Origin of the sequence: Mesorhizobium sp. LNJC394B00 (assembly GCF_000502555.1) — a bacterium.
GTDB lineage: Bacteria > Pseudomonadota > Alphaproteobacteria > Rhizobiales > Rhizobiaceae > Mesorhizobium.
This window is the reverse complement of the sequence record NZ_AYWH01000001.1, coordinates 312,782-330,276: the sequence shown is the minus strand read 5'-3', so window position 1 is coordinate 330,276 and position 17,495 is coordinate 312,782. Positions and strand designations below refer to the sequence as shown.

The following is a 17,495-nucleotide window of genomic DNA, read 5'->3' as shown; positions in this document are numbered from 1 at the left end:
GTTACGCCGCGTCCGCCGCCTTCCCGCTCGCAATAAAATGCGGGTTGGCGAAATCCTCGTCGTCGCTCTGTTTGCGCTTGCCATAGGTGAGCGGCTCGCCGTCCAGCGTGCGCGTCATGCCGCCGGCGGCGCGCAGTACGGCGTCGCCGGCCGCCGTGTCCCATTCCATGGTGCGGCCGAAGCGCGGATAGATGTCGGCTTCGGCTGCGGCGAGCAGGCAGAATTTCAGCGATGAGCCGACCGAGACGATCTCGGCGGCGCCGAGATCCTTGATGAAGGCTTCGGTCTCCGGGGTGTTGTGCGAGCGGCTGGCAACGACCGCCAGCGGCGTGACCGCCCTCCTAACCGAAATCCGCCGGCGGCCGACGATACGGAAGTCGCCATCGACCTCGATTGCTTCGGCCCAGCCCGGCCGTCCAGAGAAGAACCGCCCGCTGCACGGTGCGAAGACGACGCCGATCTCCGGCACGCCGTGCCGGACAAGCGCGATGTTGACGGTGAAATCGGTCCGGCGGTTGACGAATTCCTTCGTTCCATCGAGCGGATCGATCAGGAAGAAGGCGCCATCCAGATCGGGCGGCACAATGCCTTCGGCGACCTCTTCCTCGGCCACGCAGGGAATATCGGGATAGGCCGCACGCAGGCCGGCGAGGATGATCGTCTCGCTCTCGCGGTCGGCTTCCGTGACCGGCGAGGAGTCCGACTTGCTGTCGACCGCGCAGCCGGCCTTGAAGACCCGCATCACCTCGCGTCCGGCTTCGAGCGCCAGGCGCTCGAACACGTCGAGCATCACTTCGTCGTCAGATGCCGCCGCCGCTGTCATATTGGTCTTCGGCAATGTCGCGCTCATTCAGCCAGTGTTCCAGAGCCTCTACCATCTCCTCGGCCGTCTTGCCGAGTGTCTTGAGATGGATTTCGGGATTTTCGGGAGCTTCATACGGGGAATCGACGCCGGTGAAGTTCTTGATCTCGCCATTCAGCGCCCGTGCGTAAAGGCCTTTCGGGTCGCGTCGGGCGCATTCCTCGAACGGCGTATCGACGAACACTTCGACGAACTCGCCGTCGGCCATCAACTCCCTGGCCATGCGCCGCTCGGCGCTGAAGGGGGAAATGAAGGAGACGATGACGATCAGCCCGGCATCGGCCATCAGCTTTGCCACTTCGGCGACACGGCGGATGTTTTCGACCCGATCGGCGTCGGTGAAGCCGAGATCGCGGTTGAGGCCGTGGCGGACATTGTCGCCGTCGAGAATGTAGGTGTGGCGCCCGGAAGCGAACAGCTTCTTCTCGAGCAGGTTGGCGATGGTCGACTTGCCCGAACCGGAAAGGCCGGTGAACCAGAACACGGCGGGACGCTGGCTCTTCAAGTCGGAACGGCCACGCTTGCCGACATCGAGCGACTGCCAGTGGATGTTTTCGGCGCGGCGCAAGGTATGCAGGATCATGCCGGCGCCGACCGTGGCATTGGTGATGCGGTCGATCAGGATGAAGGCGCCGGTATCGCGGTTGTCGGCGAAGGTGTCGAAGGCGATCGGCGCCCGGGTCGAGATGTTGCAGATGCCGACTTCGTTCATCTCGAGCGACTTCGCCGCCTCGCGAGCGAAGTCGTTGACGTTGACGCGGTATTTCAGGTCGGTGACGGTGGCGCTGGTCTGGTCGGTCTCGGTGCGCAGTATATAGGAGCGTCCCGGCAGCAGCGCTGCCTCGTCGAACCAGACGATGTTGGCGGCGAACTGGTCGGCGACCTGCGGCCGTGCCGCCGGCGACACCAGCATGTTGCCTCTGGAGACCTCGACCTCGTCATCGAGCACAAGGGTGATGGCCTGGCCGGCCACCGCCTGGGCAAGATCGCCGCCTTGCGCGACGATGCGCTTGACCCGCGAGGCCTTGCCGGATTTGGCGACCACCACCTCGTCGCCCTGCGCGACGGAGCCGGACGCGATGGTGCCGGCAAAGCCGCGGAAGTCGAGATTGGGCCGGTTGACATACTGCACCGGAAACCGGAACGGCAGTTCGACCGCGGCCTCGTCGACCGATATAGTTTCGAGATGCTCGATCAGCGACGGGCCGGAATACCACGCCGTCTTGCCGGAGCGGCTGGTGACATTGTCGCCATAGCGGGCCGACATCGGGATCGGCACGATCGTCTGGAAGCCGAGCTCGTGCGAGAACTGCCGGTAATCCTCGACGATACGGTCGAACACCGCCTGGTCGAAATCGACGAGGTCGATCTTGTTGACGGCAAGCACGATATGGCGGATGCCGAGCAGCGAAGCGATGATCGAGTGGCGCCGGGTCTGGCGCAGCACAGCCTGGCGCGCATCGATCAGCACGATGGCGAGATCGGCAGTCGATGCGCCGGTCGCCATGTTGCGGGTGTACTGTTCATGGCCGGGCGTGTCGGCGACGATGAACTTGCGCTTGGGCGTGGCGAAGAAGCGGTAGGCGACGTCGATGGTGATGCCTTGCTCGCGCTCGGCCTCGAGGCCGTCGACCAGAAGCGCGAAGTCGATGTCGTCGCCAGTGGTGCCGTGCTTGCGGGAATCGCGCTCGAGTGCGGCGAGCTGGTCCTCGAAGATCTGCTTTGTGTCGGACAGAAGACGGCCGATCAGCGTCGACTTGCCGTCGTCGACCGAGCCGCAGGTGAGGAAGCGCAGCAGCGACTTCTTCTCCTGCGCCGCCATGTATTCGCGCACGCCGTCGGTGGGAGCGAGGCTCTTGGCCAGGATATGGCGCATGCTCAGAAATATCCCTCGCGCTTCTTCTTTTCCATCGAGCCGGCTTCATCGCGGTCGATGAGGCGGCCCTGGCGCTCGGAGGTGCGCGCCGTCAGCATCTCGCCGACGATGGCTTCGAGCGTGTCCGCGTCGGATTCGATGGCGCCGGTCAGCGGATAACAGCCGAGCGTGCGGAAACGCACCAGACGGTTCTCCATCGTCTCACCGGGGCGCAATTGCATGCGATCGTCATCCTTCATGATCAGCATGCCGTCGCGTTCGACCACCGGCCGCTCCTTGGCGAAATAGAGCGGCACGATCGGGATGTTTTCCTGCAGAATGTACTGCCAGATATCGAGCTCGGTCCAGTTCGACAGCGGAAACACGCGGATCGATTCGCCCGGCGCGATGCGGGTGTTGAAGATCTTCCACATCTCCGGCCGCTGGTTCTTCGGGTCCCAGACATGCTGGGCGTTGCGGAAGGAAAAGATGCGCTCCTTGGCGCGCGACTTCTCCTCGTCGCGCCGAGCCCCGCCGAAGGCAGCGTCAAAGCCGTATTTGTCGAGCGCCTGGCGCAACGCCACCGTCTTCATGACATGGGTGTGGGTGTTCGAGCCATGGTCAAAGGGGTTGATACCGTCGCGCACGCCGTCTTCATTGACGTGGACCAGCAGGTCGAAGCCGAGCTTCTGCGCCATCTGGTCGCGAAAGGCGATCATCTCGCGGAACTTCCAGGTGGTGTCGACATGCAGGAAGGGGAAAGGCGGCTTGGCCGGATAGAAGGCCTTCATCGCCAGATGCATCAGCACGGAGGAATCCTTGCCGACGGAATAGAGCATCACCGGCTTGGAGAAGGAGGCGGCAACCTCACGGAAGATGTGGATGGACTCGGCCTCGAGCCGCTGCAGGTGCGTAAGCGCGATGTTCATGGACTGTGAGCGTTCTCTCGTGCAATCCAGACCTTGCATCAGATGGATCGGGCGTCCTTTTCAGCCGCCCGGTTCAAGCTTCACTGCTGGACACTATCGGTTCGTGCCGGCGTTCTAGCAGATCGCCACCTGATATAACAACGCTGGAAAGGCCGGCGGCCACACCGATCGGCAACGAATTTTCCATGAAAAGCCTAGAATCCGAAAATTCCTGCCCGACGGAGCGATAGCATTCAAAGGCCGGGAAAAATCTTGCCTGGACCGAAAGAAACGCCGGCCGGACCTCGTCGCACTTTCGAAAACCGCACCCAGCCGCTATACCGGCTCCTGAACCTGCGCCGGGCGGCATGCCGCAAATGCCGCCGCCAAACATTGTCCGTCGCCACGCGACCCAGCGCATTGTGAACCAGAGCATTGACCCCGATCTCCGCCATCAAGCAGCACGTTTCGCCGTCACGGATCAACGTCACCTTCTCCATTTTGTGCTTCTTTTTCCCGCCGGTACTGGGATCGGCGGTCAGCTTTTTGTTCAATGGCGGCGGCCTGTGGTCGGTGCTTCTGCTTGCGCTGAAAAGACGGCGTTTCAACATCGACCGGCCGATGACCGCGATGACGGTGGCCATCTATGCCTATTGCGCAGCCAGCGTGCTCGCCTCCATCGTCAACAATTCGATCGCCAGGGATGCGCCGCATCTGGCAGGGCTGATCACCTTCCTGTTTTTCCCTGTCTCATACGCGACCTGGAGCATTACCGAGAAAACCACGCTGACGCGCATCGTCGTGCTGGCGAGCGCCGCCGCCTGTTTTGGCGCCCTGCTGCTGGCGGTCGTGCAATATCACGGGCTGGGCATACGGGCCGAAGGCGGCGCCGGCAATCCGATCGTGTTCGCGACCGTCGCCTGCCTCAGCATGATGATGTGCCTGGCAGGCGCCTTATCGGGTGTCGAAAAGAACAGGGCGTTGCTGGCCTGCGCGACACTGGCCGGCGCGGTCGACATTGTCTATTCGGGGTCGCGGATCATCTGGCTGGCGATGCTGGTGGCCGGCATCGCGGTCCTGCTGATCAACCGTCGCAAGCTCAACAACAGAAACGCCATTCGGCTTTTGCTGATTGCGGGCGCGATCGGCATCGTCATCGCGGTCATTGGTCTCCCCATCATTTCCGAGCGCGCGGCCTTCCTGTTCAGCGACTGGGATGCGCTCGCCACGAAGGGCGACCACACGACCGCGCTCGGCTTGCGCGCAGCACTTTGGCAGATTGGGCTGAGCGCCTTCCACGACATGCCGATTTTCGGTCACGGCATTGCTGCAAGCCGTGAGCTGATAAAGGATGGATTCCACAATCAGTTCCACATGCCGTCCACGGGCTTCAGCCATTTTCACAATGGCTTCCTGACTGCATTGGTGGAGGCCGGGCTGCTTGGAGCCGTAACGCTCGCGGCTGTGTTCTTCGTTGCCGCGAGAAACGCGGCCATCGTGCTGCGCACCAGCACGGACGCGATCGAGCGGTTCGGCGCCACGATGATTGTCGTCACTGCGATCACCTACCTCATCGGCGGCCTGACCGGCATTCTGGTCGGCCACGACATCCTCGATGCCACACTGATGGTGTTCCTGGTGTCCGGGACATATCTTGCATCGGGCCGGCAACAAATGCTGCCGGAACAACAGGCACCGGCCCCGGCGCCCCAGGCAAGCCGGCCGTGAAAGTGCTGGTCACAGGCGCGACGGGTTTCATCGGCAGGCAGGTCGTCAACCAGCTGCGCGAAGCCGGGTTCGGGGTGCGCATGGCATCGCGCCACCCGGAACGGCTCGATCCCGTGAGCGATGCGGTTTTGTTGCCGGAATTCGACGCGCCGGCCCAGGCATTCCAGGCGCTGATGCGAGATGTCACCCATGTCGTCCACTGTGCGGCGCTCAACAATGACCGCAAGGCGAGCGAAGCCGACTTCATGGCAGCCAACGCGACACTGACCGCGCAGCTGGCGCGCGCGGCCGCCTCGCGGACAAGCGGGCGCTTCATCTATCTGTCGTCGATCCGGGCAGTAGCCGGTCCCGGTTTCAGCGGAACGATCAGCGAGGCGACGCTCCCTGCCCCGCAATGCGCCTACGGGCGCTCGAAACGCGAAGGCGAGATCAAGACACTGGAAGCCTATGCGTCCAGGCCCTCCGATGCCACGGCGCTGCGCCTGCCGCCGGTCTATGGCGAAGGCATGAAGGGAAACCTGCGTGGAATGATGCGGGCTGCCGCCATTGCCTTACCATTGCCCTTAGGCGCTTTCACCGCAGTTCGTTCGCTGATATCGCGCGACGCGGTGGCTGGCGCCGTGGCGCATCTTTTGACTCGTCCCACGCCACCGCGCCCGACCTATGTCCTGGGCGATGCTTCCCCCGTTGCGATGTTCGAAATCTTGACTGCATTCAGGCACGGATACGACGTTCCGACCCGGCTCGTTCCTGTGCCGGCCTGGCCATTCAGGCTGTTCGCCACACTGCTAGGCAGAAAAGCAGCGTACGACGCTTCCATGGCGACACAGATTTGCGACCCGTCACTGCTGATCTCGGAAGGCTGGATGCCGGAAACCGACACGCTCGGCCGGATTGAGGAACTTGCACGACAGGCCCGTCAGGTCCGGTAGATTGTGCCAAGCAGGATTTTGACGTCGAGTCCGATCGAGGCCCCCCTGAGATATTCGGCATCCGTTTCGGCGCAGAGTTTCGGATCCGACATGTCGATGCCTTTCATCTGTGCCAGCCCGGTAATGCCCGGAAGTGCGGCAAGCACACCCAATTGCCTGCGGCGTTCGATCAATTCGGTTTGCGTGGGCAGGCATGGACGCGGCCCAACCAGGCTCATCTCACCCTTGAGCACGTTCCAGAGCTGCGGCAGCTCGTCGATCTTGAATTTCCGCAGCACCTTGCCGACGGCAGTGACGGAAATTGCCGGCGCCTGATGCGAGGGCAGAGACGGCGTTCCCACAACCATCGTGCGCAGCTTGTGGCAGGCAAACGGCACCCCGTGCTGGCCGACACGGGTTTGAGAGAAGAGTGCCGGTCCAGGCGACGTCGTCCTGATTGCCAGCATGGCAAGCAGGACGAAAGGCGAGGCCAGTGGCAGCAGCAGCGCCGCCACCGCCAGGTCGAAAGCTCGCTTGGGTTCCCTCATGGCCGTGTCTGCATGCTCTAGATCCGCCGCCAGATGAAGGCCAGATAGAGCCCAAGTGTACCAGCCAGCGTCTGCCGGTAGACGCCGCTTTTCCGGAGAAGGCGCAGGCGTCGCAAGATACCGCCCTTTCGCGCCCTGATGAACAGGCCGAGGCAGGCGGCGGCATCCCTCGTGAGGATGTCGCGATTGACCGCCAGGCCGCTCAGATTGTGATCGGTCCAGACGGCGAACTCGCCCCTGAAGAGGCGCCCCAGCCGCGACAGCCTCGCCTTCCACGACACGTTGGCGCCGACCAAGTTTGCCTCATGCTGGCGGTAGCGCACCAGCGGTCGCGGGTCATAGCGGACAATGCCGCCGGCAGCCGTGACGATCAGATAGGTCCACCAGTCATGGCTGACGAACTCGGTCCTTGCCGATGCCTTTGCCAGCAACTTTCGCGCGGCGCGGTTGATCATCATCGTGTTGCCGCCGGCAATGCTTTGCACAAGCGCATTGCGAAATGCGGGTGGATGCTGGAACAGCGGCGAATACCCTTGCGCTGCTCCGGTTTCGGACATGGTCGCGGTTCTGGAGCAAAACAGCAGCGGCGTTCCGGCATCGTGCCATTGCATCCAGGCAATGGCGCTCTCCAGCCTGTCCGGCTCCCAGATGTCGTCCTGGTCGCAGAAGGCGTAGTAGTCGGCCTCGATACGCGGATCGATGATCATCGCGCGGAAATTGGCGGCAAAGCCTTGGCGAGGACCATTCGACAGGGTCAACCGGCCCTTGGACCAGCGGCTCTGCCAGGCGCCGATAATGGCCGAAGTGCCGTCTGTCGAACCGTCGTCGGAAACCCAGAGGTCGACAACAGGATGCGATTGCGCAGCCAGCGACGCGAGCTGCTCGTCAAGGAAAGCCGCGCCATCTTTCGTGCCCAGCAGCACGGCCACGCGCTGATCTTGTCTGCTCACTGGTTCAAAATCATCTGCAAACGCCTGGGAACGGCCATCGGATCGGTTTCAATAGCCAATCCCGGTCGATCAGGACAGGCTCTTTGTTTTGACGCAATCCCGGACGGAAAACCGCTCCACACTTTTCCTGGAATTGCTCTAACCAGCTTGCCCGACTGTTTTCGCAACGGTTTCCCGGCGTGCGTCACTTGGAGGCTCTTCCGCCTGATAGAGGCCGGCCATGACGGCGAGCGCCGAGGCCTTGTCCTGATCGCCCATGGCCGCCTGCAGCAATGTCAGCGCCGCCTGGACCTTGGGCCATCCCACGACATCGGTCCTGAGGCCGAAGATCTTGGGGATATCCAGCGCGACGATCTCCTCATTGCCGCCATGCAGCACTTCGTGAAGCTTCTCGCCCGGCCTGATCCCGGTGAAACGGATCGGAATGTCGATGTAGGGGCTTTTGCCGGCCATGCGGATCATGGTTTCAGCGACTTCGAGGATCGGCACCGGCTTGCCCATGTCGAGCATGTAGATGGCGTAGTCGTCCTTGCCCTGGCGCCGCTCGGCGTCGGCCGCCGACATGATGACGAGGTCGACGGCTTCGGCCACCGTCATGAAGTAGCGGGTCATGCGGCGATCGGTGATGGTGACCGGACCGCCGGCCTCGATCTGCGCCTGGAAGATGGTGGCGACCGAGCCATTGGAGCCGAAGACATTGCCGAACCGCACGGCGATGAACTTGGTGCCGGAGCGACGGCCGCTGGGCCCGGTGGCGTGCGTTTCGTGCAGCGAAGAGACGATCTGCTCGGCGGCGCGTTTCGTCATACCGAGCACCGAGGTCGGATCGACCGCCTTATCGCTGGAAATCAACAGGAACTGCGGCACCCCGCATTTGGCGGCAACCTCGGCGCAGACGAGGGTGCCCAAAATGTTGGTCTGGATCGCCGATTCCCAATTTTCCTCGAGCAGCGGCACATGTTTGAGCGCGGCGGCATGGAAGATGATGTCGGGCTTGAAATGGCTGACGACGCGGGTGATCTGGCGCCGGTCTGTGACATCGACGATGCGGCTCTTGAGCCGGACATGGTCCTTTTCGTCAACCTGCTGGTCGAGCTGGAAAATACCGAACTCCGAGATATCGGCGACCAGAACCGCCTCGGCGCCAAGTTCCAGCGACCGCTTGACCAGGATGCGACCGATTGAGCCGGCGCCGCCGGTGACCAGGACGCGCTTGCCACCGATAAAGCCGCCGATCCGCTCAATATCGGAAGCAACTGTGGAGCGGCGCAGGATGGTTTCCATCTCGACAGCGTCGAGTACCAGCTTTCCGCCTTGGCCGAGCTCCGAAACGCCGGAGAATTGGACGACGGCGATACCGCTGTGACGGGCGACACGGACCAGTTCCGAATATTCCTCGATCTCGCGTTCGGTGCCATTGCCGAAAATCAGCATGTCGAGGCTTTTGGTGCCTCTTGCATATTCTTCGAGGACCTCGACCAGGCGGGGCCGCACGGCCACCACCGGAACGCCCTGTATCTGCGTGCCCAACGGCGCGCCGTTCTCGATGGCCATGATGCCGGCGATGGAATATTCGGCCGGCTCGGCCGTGCGTGTGAAGCGGATGATGACGTCTGCTTCGCCAAGCCTGCCGACGAACAGCGCTTGTTTGATCGCCGCATTGTTTGCGTTGCGGCTCAGGATTCGCCAGCTCGCCCCGTCGCGCAGGAACCGGTAATAGAGCCGAGGCGCCGATATGATGGTGAAGGAGACGAGGAAAAAGACGATGAACTGGCGCTCGTTGAGGCCGGTCACCGGCTGAAACCATCGGACCGCCAGCGAGACGACATAGAGCGTGACGGTCAGGATCGCGCAGCTCTTCAGGATGTTGAAGAAGTCCGGCGTGGAGGCGAAACGCCACACGGTGTTGTAGAGGCCGCAATAGCGAAACAAGAGATGGCTGAGAAGAACAATGCTCACCCAGCACGCCAGGCCCGGCCAGGAGAGCGCATCGAATGAAAGTCTCGACTGCGAAAGCCCGAGACTCAGCGCCACCGCGACCAAGACCATGACCAGGTCCTGGATCATTATAATGGCGCGCCGCATCTTCGGCCGAAGTCCCGATACGGCTTGTACGTATGATGTCATTGGGTAGTACTGAACTCCAGGCGCGGGTATATCAATACCGGACAGGCACCGGATGGAACATCATCCGTCACCACTCCAGATTGCAAATTCCAAGTCCCTTGCCCAGCTATCGCAATAGCGCGGAGTCGGGGGTATCGCCAGATGTTTTTGACGAATATGTGATCAAAGGTGAATGCGGCTGTTCCGGACCAATCGCAATTGGCTGAACTGTGGCCTTTCAGGACAATTGTACAGGTCCAAAAGACATTGCTAATGGTTGCGCTCAAGATATTGCTGGGCTTCACTAAGCCGCAATCATTTGCCATACGCTCGTCGCAATGGCTATGAAATGTCCCTCGCCTCATGTGGCCATCGGACATACGAAGCGACCAAGAACGGATTGCGACACCAACAATGATTTTGGCACTGAACGGCGCCCTCGACGATATCAGCAAGGCTATGAGGCTGCATCGGGTCTGGATTGCGCTTGCTCACGAAGATATCGGCGACCAGCACAGACGCACGACACTTGGCCCGCTTTGGCTGCTGGTCAATTACATCGCGTTCGTCGGCACATTCGTTTTCGTGTTCCAGCCTGCCGGTAAGGATGCCGCAGGCTATTCCGCCTATGTCGCAATAGGCCTGATGGTCTGGTTCTACCTGATGGAAATCATCTCCTTGAGTGTTTCCCTCTTCCAGCGTGAGGAGAGCTTCATAGAGGGCACGACCCTGCCCCTGTTTGTGTACGTGATGCGGATGACGGTTCAGTCCGTCATTCGCGTGGGCTATGCGATCGCAGGTTGCATCGTGATTCTGCTCCTGAGCGGCTCGGGACTTACCCCCGCATGGCTATGGTCGCTTGCAGGGCTACTCCTGATCCTGTTCGCCACTCCAGCTGTCATCACGGTCTTCGCCTTCCTCGGCGCATTTTTTCCCGACAGCCAGTTCATCGTCGGCAACATCATGCGAGTCGGGATGTTTTTTACGCCTGTCTTCTGGATCTACAGCGGACAGGACGGCATACAGAAATACGCCTACCACTGGAATCCATTCAGCTATTTCCTGGAAATCGTGCGCGAGCCGATCACGAACGGCGCGTTTCCGATGCACGCATTCGCCGTAACGGTCTATATTTCCTTGTTCATGTGGGCGATTGCATTGTTGCTGCTTGGCCGATATCGCAGGCAAGTTGTTTTCCTGATTTGAGTTTTTTCGATGGTTTCTATCAAGCTGGATAACGTCAGTCTGGTCTACAAACTGCACGAAAAGTTGACGCTTTCCGCGCCGGATCGGCGTATGGGCGGACCAGGCGGCAGGATTGAGAGTTCAGGCAGAAACCAGTTCGTGCAGGCGCTCGACGGCGTCAGTTTCCAGCTCAAGGCCGGCGACCGATTAGGCTTGGTCGGCCCAAATGGAGCGGGCAAGACGACACTACTCAAGGTGCTCTACGGAATCTATGAACCATCCGGAGGGAACATCGCCATAGAAGGCAAGGTCGACGCCCTTTTCAACATCAACATAGGCTTTCGCCGCGAAGCCACAGGCCGCAGGAACATCGTTCTGCGTGGCTTGATCAACGGATGGACAGAAGCCGAGATCGAGGAAAAGATGGAAAGTATCATCGCTTTCAGCGAGCTCGGCGACTTCATCGACATGCCATTCAAGGCTTACAGCCAGGGCATGGCCGCGCGGCTTGCCTTTTCGGCAGCAACCGCGCTCGATCCCGAAATTCTGCTAATGGACGAATGGATCGGTGCCGGTGATGCCTCTTTTCAAGACAAGGCCCAAAGGCGCATGGACGAATTGGCGGAAAAGGCTGGCATCATCGTTCTGGCAAGCCACAATGAGAGCCTCATCGAAAGAGTGTGCACAAAAAAGCTGACGCTCAAAAGCGGCCGCGTGGAATCGCTAACGGCAGGGCCGGTCAAACACACCGGAACTGAAAAAATTGTCGTGTCATGACAGAAAGTTGCTGGAGTTGGGGCAGGGACGGGCTGGATTAGTTTGATAAAGTAATAAAGGGTTTTGCGGCAAAGGTGTTGGAGCGGCATGATTGGGGTTTACGGTGCGAACGGGTTCATTGGCCGTCATTTTGTTCGGCGGTTGGCGGTACAGGGTGTGGCAATTCGTGCCGTATCCAGAAGATTTGACCCAGAATTCCTTCGCTCCTTTGACAAGTCGGTTGACTTTGTTGAAGCCGACCTGCGTGATCCGATCGCAATGGCCTCTTCGCTGCAAGACGTCGACTCTGTTGTGCAATTAATATCGACCTCGAGTCCCGGCCTCAAGAACGACCACGTCATCGCCGATATTCAGGAAAATGTTATTCCCCATGTAGAGTTCCTGCAAACCTGTGTGCGGGCTGGCGTGAGACGCTATTTGTTTCTCTCATCTGGGGGCACGGTTTATGGCCCTGGTGCGCCAATACCTACGCCGGAGACCTGCGCTACCAACCCCATAAATTCACACGGACTGACCAAGCTCATCGTGGAAAAATACATTCAGATGCATGGACATCTCGAAGGGCTGGAATACGTGATCCTGCGGGTCGCCAATCCTTTTGGTCCAGGGCAAGCCTTCCGCAAGGGTCAAGGGCTGATCCCAGCCATCCTAGACCACTGGCAGAAAGGCCTACCCGTCCGAATTTTCGGCGACGGCCAAGCGCGTCGCGACTATATCTACGTTGAGGATGTCATCAACGCGATAGAAAGCGCGCTTGTGCTGCCGAGCACCCCCCGCCTAATCCTGAACATTGGCAGTGGCCAGGTTCGGTCCGTTACCGAGATAATTGCCGCGGTCGAATCAGCAACGGGCCACCGTTTCGAGCGCGAATACGTTGCTGCCAGAAACACTGACGTTGACATTGCCAGTCTGGATGTCTCGCGCGCGCGCTCCGTTCTGGGGTGGGTACCACGAACCGATTTTGACGAGGGCATCGCCAAGACAGTAGCAAGCATGAGCGGTACGGGGCGATAACAATGTCGCTGCGCGCACAGTATTTCGAGAAAGCCCTTGAGAAGAAGACCGGTCTCTAGCCTGCCATTCCATTCCTTGAAGAAGCGATAGGAATTTTTTCATGGGCCTAACCAGAGTAGAAATTGACCAGCCCAGAGATAGGCTTCTACGACATCCAATCGACGCCGTTAACGGTTGGATCGCGAAGCCGTTTGGTACTGAAATTTCCATTGGCTATGAAACCTTGGACGGTCGAACAGGGAAATTTCGATTATCAACGTACCGGAGGGCTGATCTTGACCCTTCTCAGGGCGTTGGCTTCACTTTTTACGTGGATTTCGTACGAAACGAGATACACAAAGCGGGAACGTTGGACCTGATATTCAGGGCTGAGGGCGAGAGGGCAGCCGACGTGGCAGTTGCCGTAACTGATGAGGCGATTGCTTTGGCTAACAGTTGCAGAGCCAATCAAGCTGCCAAGCTTGATATTTTGAAGCAAATCTTGAACCGTGACTTGCAACAATGCGAGGGCTGCGTAGCACCGTCGGCGCTGCCGGAAGGCTGGCCCATTTCGCCACAACTCGAATCTAAAATTGATGCTGTCTCTTCGCATTTCTACGGCGGAATGATTCATGAATTCCTCAAGCGATTGCCTAGTGGAGCCATTGCACTAGATGCTGGGGCTGGCCTGAGAAAGCGCCCGGTTCCAAACGTGATAAACGTAGAGATCTATGACTATCCCAGCACAGACGTCCTTGCGATAGGACAATCTCTACCCTTCAAGGATAACTCGTTCGCGGGGATACTATCACTGGCTGTTCTCGAGCATGTAGATGACCCCTTCCAATGCGCAAGGGAACTGGTACGGGTGCTGAAGCCCGGTGGCAAACTTCTTCTGATGATCCCATTCTTACAGGCGGAGCACGGTTATCCGTCCCATTATTTTAATGCAACTCGATCTGGTGCAACGAAGCTATTTGAGCAGCTCGACGTTGAGAGCCAAACGATCCACCGCTCGAACCATCCAATAAACACATTAAATCAGATACTTCGAGTCTATCATTCGGGACTTGATGCTGGAGTGCGAGAGGAATTTCTGAACATGCCGGTGCGAGAGATTTTCTCGCTGGCTGAACGGTTTGAAAGAGATGAAGATCCCCCTCTTACGCGTCTCTCGCTTGAAAAGCAGTTCGAAATCGCGTGGGGCACAACGACGGTATTTTCAAAAAGAGCGTGAAACGTCCATTAGGCGAGTGCTACGAAACCAAGGATATGCTTCCAAGCGAGGTGCCTCGATGGCGATTTGGTGATGCCTTATCAACGGTTATCCTGAAAAGGCCCGTGTTTGACGCGGCTCCGTCAAACTGTGGATAGATCGCAATCCCATTGATACTTTCCGCGTCAATGGTGATCACGTTCTCGCCGTGGAATAGCTGAATCCTGTCGGTGAGGCCGTCAGTGTAGCCGTCGCCTGTGTTGACACATAGATCGATAAAGGCCGGAGCGCTGCGCCTTACAAACGATAGATATACCCGCTTGTAACCTGCTAGGCCTTCGAACAGGATGTGCGGTTGATCACCATCCTTCTGGATCCAATTGTCGACCAGAGATAGTCCTACATTACACTGGAAGGCCTCAATCGCGTCTTTTGATCCGAAATCGAAACTCTCCGCCTTTGATACCCGGGCCGTCCAGTCTTCCTTCTTGGTTCTGACGTAGCCGCGCTGCGGGTCGGTCATCGCGAGAGCTCGTTCGCGCTCGTCCTCCGATGGCCGCAGATGGAGGAAGGCGCACAACTCATCTAATAAATTCGAGGGCTTCAGCACCGCCCGCTCATAGTTGACGATCATGAGAGGACAATCGATCTCTTGAGTTGCAGAAGCTACCTGCGCCAAGCGTGTTGCCGAGAAGCTGAATGCATCGCGAAAATTTACATCCGATTGCTTCATCTGACTCTCGGCTATCGCGGCCAGATTGCGGAACACAACGATCACGAATGGGTTGCGAAGGTGAGGCAGCAACCGCACGATATACTCGGAAGAGTGGGGCATCTTCCAGCCCCATACATTGTACTTCGCGTCACGATGAGCGACTACCTTCTTGATCGCCTGTAGGTCTTCCGTGATGAATTCTGGATCTTCATGGTTGTTGCCGAGGTTCCGCCCAAGGTTGACCCCAAGCTCCCGCGCTATCCCAGCGACCATCGATGTCCCGCCGCGCTGCACTCCAATGATCACGATTGTCTTGGTATTAGTGTCGAAGCCGGGCTTGACAATCATGTAATGTGGTCTCCGCTGGGAAGGCGGGGCTTCCTAGCGGTGATAGGAAGCATCTTCAAGATCGTTCCCACTCAAATTCCTCTCCACCGAGACCGAGCCAAGATGCACAGTTCCACTCAGATTTGTTACGAGGGGCGCGCATGGACGGCCTCCCTAGATAGGGACTCGAGGAATGCCGCCAACTTGTCTGCCTCGGAATCCCAACTGCCTGCCCTCGCGCGTCTCAAGCCCGCTTCTGCAATCCTAGCTGCTCCGACCGGGTCTTCCAATAGCCTGATCAAGGCTTGTGATATCCCATCCACACTCATATCGCAGTATACAGCCTCCTCATCGGACATGAGCCACTCAGACTGAGGCCCTCTGTTAAGCACTACAGGACAGCCGCAAGCTGCGACTTCAAGCGGGAGCAACGAAAGATTGGTTGCCGAGAGAATTAGGGCGACGTCGCATTGTGAGTAAAGGTCCGGCAATTCTCCAATGGAAACCGTGCCTGCATTGAGATGATGAAAAGGAATCTCGTACGCTCCGACATCCCAACCTGCAAAGATCACCGCAACATCCGGAAGCCTCTCACAGACTTTCTTCAGAGCGAGAAGACCCATTTCGAATCCACGTCTCGGGGTGACTGGCCTAGCATAGAAAAGTATATGCCTTACGGAGCCCGAACGTCTTCTTTGCGGATTATAATGACTGAGGTCACAAGCGAACGAATACGGAAACGTCGTCATTCCATATTCTCGGCTAAGTTTTTCTGCCAACCATGTCCCGGCAGTAATACCTGTCATACCAAGCTTATAGGTATTCTCTGCAAACGAATATTCGCTACCATGCGCATAAAATTCTGGTTCAAAATCTTGAACAAAGTATAATTTATGCTCTGTGTCGCGAAATTTGGAAACCCAATAGGCGGTCTGCCAGCCCGTGGCAACCAGATAATTGCACGGCTCGATTGAGCGAACGCCGAGCGAAATTGTAATCCCGTGATCTCCGAAAGCCTGGTTGAACGCCATTTGCGCTTCTTCCACAGAATTCCATCGATGCGGTTCCATAACCACGACATGCTGGTTGGGGAACCCTCGATCTTTCAGAAGTCGCATCATGCGAACAATATTTATGTGGCCACCTGAAGACGCATTGAAGTCTGGGATTACCCACGTCATCGAGCCGATCGGAGTATTCTCATGGGTGATCCTCAATCCGAAACCCTGCTCCTCCCCCAGAAGAAATTCATAGTGCCCAATAGCGTCTTGTTTGCCCTGAATGACTGGCGGCATCGTTGCAATCACTCGAGAAACAGCCTTGCGTGTCGCGACCCGCCATCCCTCTCGCCGTACAGTCCTTGCAAATTTTGAAAGATTTGATGACAGCATATCCAAAACGACCCCTATCTAGCGTGCAATTGCTTGTCTCTGGACAACGCATTACCGTATTTTCTCGCAAACTTAGAACTATTGGTCCCGATGTAATACCCGACCTGTCGCGCTAAATTATCTAGAGGTTTCTTGAAAGTAGCTACGGGATGAGAAATTACCCAACCATTCTTAAACGCGAGCGCAACATCGCGCGCGCTGGTTCTCAAAGCTTGCCCGAACAAATACCGCACTGTCGGGCACAACTTGTATCCGAACAGCTCTCTGAATGCCTTTGCTTCATCATAACTTCGCTGCACCCTTTGCCATAGAGAGTATTCATGAGAATGGTTCACCAACGAATCCCATGAAAAGGCCTTACGAAAACCGGCTTCAATTACCACCTTTGCCCATAGTTGATCTTCTGCAAAATCAACGTCTGGATAAGGATAATCTTGCCACACAGACTTGCGTAAACAGGATGAATTGTCAGAATAGAAATGAAATACCTGTCGAACGCCCTGCGTTTTCGAATACAATCTCGCGTCGCTGATCCAGACTTTCGGCCAATTTCTTAATCCCAAAAAATGAGTGTCGATCTCCCAAGCCGTGAACGGCGTTGCGTCCTCGTAGGCTGCATGGCGACCGAATACACCAGCAACCTGATCATCCTCCAAGAGCGGTCTCACCAGTTCCTTCAACCAAAAAGAATTGGCGGGACAAGCATCATGTGTTAGGAAAGCGCAGAATTCTCCCCTTGCTTCACGAACGCCAAGGTTCCTTGTCCTTCCGTGCCCAAACGAGCAAGGCTCTATCTCGATTAATTTGAATCTAGGGTCGTTGGTCGGCACCAATTGCTTAGAGCCGTCCTTTGAGCCGGAGTCGATAACAATTACCTCAAATCCCTGTTCGAATTCCTGCTTGGAAACCATCTCGATGACGCGCTTGAATTGCGGCAGTCCGTTCTTCACAGGAATAATCACGGACACTAAAGGCTTCGCTGCTGAAAATACCCGAAGTTTATTGTTTGGATCGGCGCTCATG

Annotated in this window: 15 protein-coding genes; 6 read left to right on the top strand and 9 right to left on the bottom strand. The window is 58.0% G+C overall.

The genetic code is table 11. The features are described 5' to 3' along the window. Position 1: 1 nt before the first annotated feature. Genes cysQ through cysD form a run of 3 tightly spaced genes read right to left on the bottom strand, consistent with a single transcriptional unit; the run spans position 2 to position 3,646 of the window. On the bottom strand, positions 2–790 hold the full coding sequence (gene cysQ, locus X751_RS161810) for a 3'(2'),5'-bisphosphate nucleotidase CysQ (protein ID WP_031196090.1): 789 nt from the start codon (positions 788–790) through the stop codon (positions 2–4). A gap of 10 nt (positions 791–800) precedes the next feature. Further along, positions 801–2,738, bottom strand: coding sequence for a sulfate adenylyltransferase subunit CysN (cysN, locus tag X751_RS161815; RefSeq protein WP_023684584.1), 1,938 nt, complete (start codon positions 2,736–2,738; stop codon positions 801–803). 2 nt (positions 2,739–2,740) lie between these two features. After that, positions 2,741–3,646, bottom strand: a complete 906-nt coding sequence (gene cysD / locus X751_RS161820) for a sulfate adenylyltransferase subunit CysD (protein WP_023670717.1) — start codon at positions 3,644–3,646, stop codon at positions 2,741–2,743. A 414-nt stretch (positions 3,647–4,060) separates the two neighbouring features. On the opposite strand from cysD, the gene X751_RS161825 reads away from it, so the two are divergent. Continuing rightward, on the top strand, positions 4,061–5,353 hold the full coding sequence (locus tag X751_RS161825; RefSeq protein WP_031198404.1) for an O-antigen ligase family protein: 1,293 nt from the start codon (positions 4,061–4,063) through the stop codon (positions 5,351–5,353). Further along, a complete protein-coding gene (locus X751_RS161830) occupies positions 5,350–6,285 on the top strand; it encodes an NAD-dependent epimerase/dehydratase family protein (protein WP_023743700.1) in 936 nt (311 codons plus the stop codon). Before X751_RS161825 ends, X751_RS161830 begins: the two co-directional genes overlap by 4 nt. On the opposite strand, the gene X751_RS161835 is transcribed toward X751_RS161830, so the two are convergent. From X751_RS161835 to X751_RS161845, 3 genes are all read right to left on the bottom strand, one after another. Beyond that, complete coding sequence (locus tag X751_RS161835; RefSeq protein WP_023670714.1) at positions 6,273–6,812, bottom strand: sugar transferase; 540 nt, start codon at positions 6,810–6,812, stop codon at positions 6,273–6,275. The genes X751_RS161830 and X751_RS161835 overlap by 13 nt on opposite strands. Before the next feature lie 17 nt (positions 6,813–6,829). Continuing rightward, on the bottom strand, positions 6,830–7,762 hold the full coding sequence (locus tag X751_RS161840) for a glycosyltransferase family 2 protein (RefSeq protein WP_023743699.1): 933 nt from the start codon (positions 7,760–7,762) through the stop codon (positions 6,830–6,832). A 138-nt stretch (positions 7,763–7,900) separates the two neighbouring features. Next, a complete protein-coding gene (locus tag X751_RS161845) occupies positions 7,901–9,889 on the bottom strand; it encodes a nucleoside-diphosphate sugar epimerase/dehydratase (RefSeq protein WP_031246843.1) in 1,989 nt (662 codons plus the stop codon). Positions 9,890–10,282: 393 nt separating this feature from the next. Between X751_RS161845 and X751_RS161850 the strand changes: the two genes are divergently transcribed. The 4 genes from X751_RS161850 to X751_RS1000000164665 all read left to right on the top strand — a co-directional run bounded on the left by X751_RS161850 (position 10,283) and on the right by X751_RS1000000164665 (position 14,060). Further along, positions 10,283–11,074 (top strand): ABC transporter permease, encoded by a 792-nt coding sequence (locus X751_RS161850; RefSeq protein ID WP_023743697.1) that lies wholly within the window; start codon positions 10,283–10,285, stop codon positions 11,072–11,074. 9 nt (positions 11,075–11,083) lie between these two features. Beyond that, positions 11,084–11,830: an ABC transporter ATP-binding protein gene (locus X751_RS161855; RefSeq protein ID WP_023743696.1), complete on the top strand. Its 747-nt coding sequence runs from the start codon at positions 11,084–11,086 to the stop codon at positions 11,828–11,830. A gap of 87 nt (positions 11,831–11,917) precedes the next feature. Beyond that, positions 11,918–12,844, top strand: a complete 927-nt coding sequence (locus tag X751_RS161860) for an NAD-dependent epimerase/dehydratase family protein (protein ID WP_023743695.1) — start codon at positions 11,918–11,920, stop codon at positions 12,842–12,844. A gap of 100 nt (positions 12,845–12,944) precedes the next feature. Next, positions 12,945–14,060 carry a class I SAM-dependent methyltransferase gene (locus X751_RS1000000164665; protein WP_050591296.1) on the top strand — a complete coding sequence of 372 codons (1,116 nt, stop codon included), beginning with the start codon at positions 12,945–12,947 and terminating at the stop codon, positions 14,058–14,060. A 19-nt stretch (positions 14,061–14,079) separates the two neighbouring features. Here the strand turns inward: X751_RS1000000164665 and X751_RS161870 are convergent, their stop codons facing one another. From X751_RS161870 to X751_RS1000000165115, 3 genes are all read right to left on the bottom strand, one after another. Continuing rightward, complete coding sequence (locus X751_RS161870; protein ID WP_023743693.1) at positions 14,080–15,102, bottom strand: sulfotransferase family protein; 1,023 nt, start codon at positions 15,100–15,102, stop codon at positions 14,080–14,082. 125 nt (positions 15,103–15,227) lie between these two features. Continuing rightward, positions 15,228–16,376 carry a glycosyltransferase family 4 protein gene (locus X751_RS1000000165120; protein WP_023743692.1) on the bottom strand — a complete coding sequence of 383 codons (1,149 nt, stop codon included), beginning with the start codon at positions 16,374–16,376 and terminating at the stop codon, positions 15,228–15,230. 110 nt (positions 16,377–16,486) lie between these two features. After that, positions 16,487–17,494 carry a glycosyltransferase family 2 protein gene (locus tag X751_RS1000000165115; protein WP_081726137.1) on the bottom strand — a complete coding sequence of 336 codons (1,008 nt, stop codon included), beginning with the start codon at positions 17,492–17,494 and terminating at the stop codon, positions 16,487–16,489. Position 17,495 lies beyond the last annotated feature (1 nt).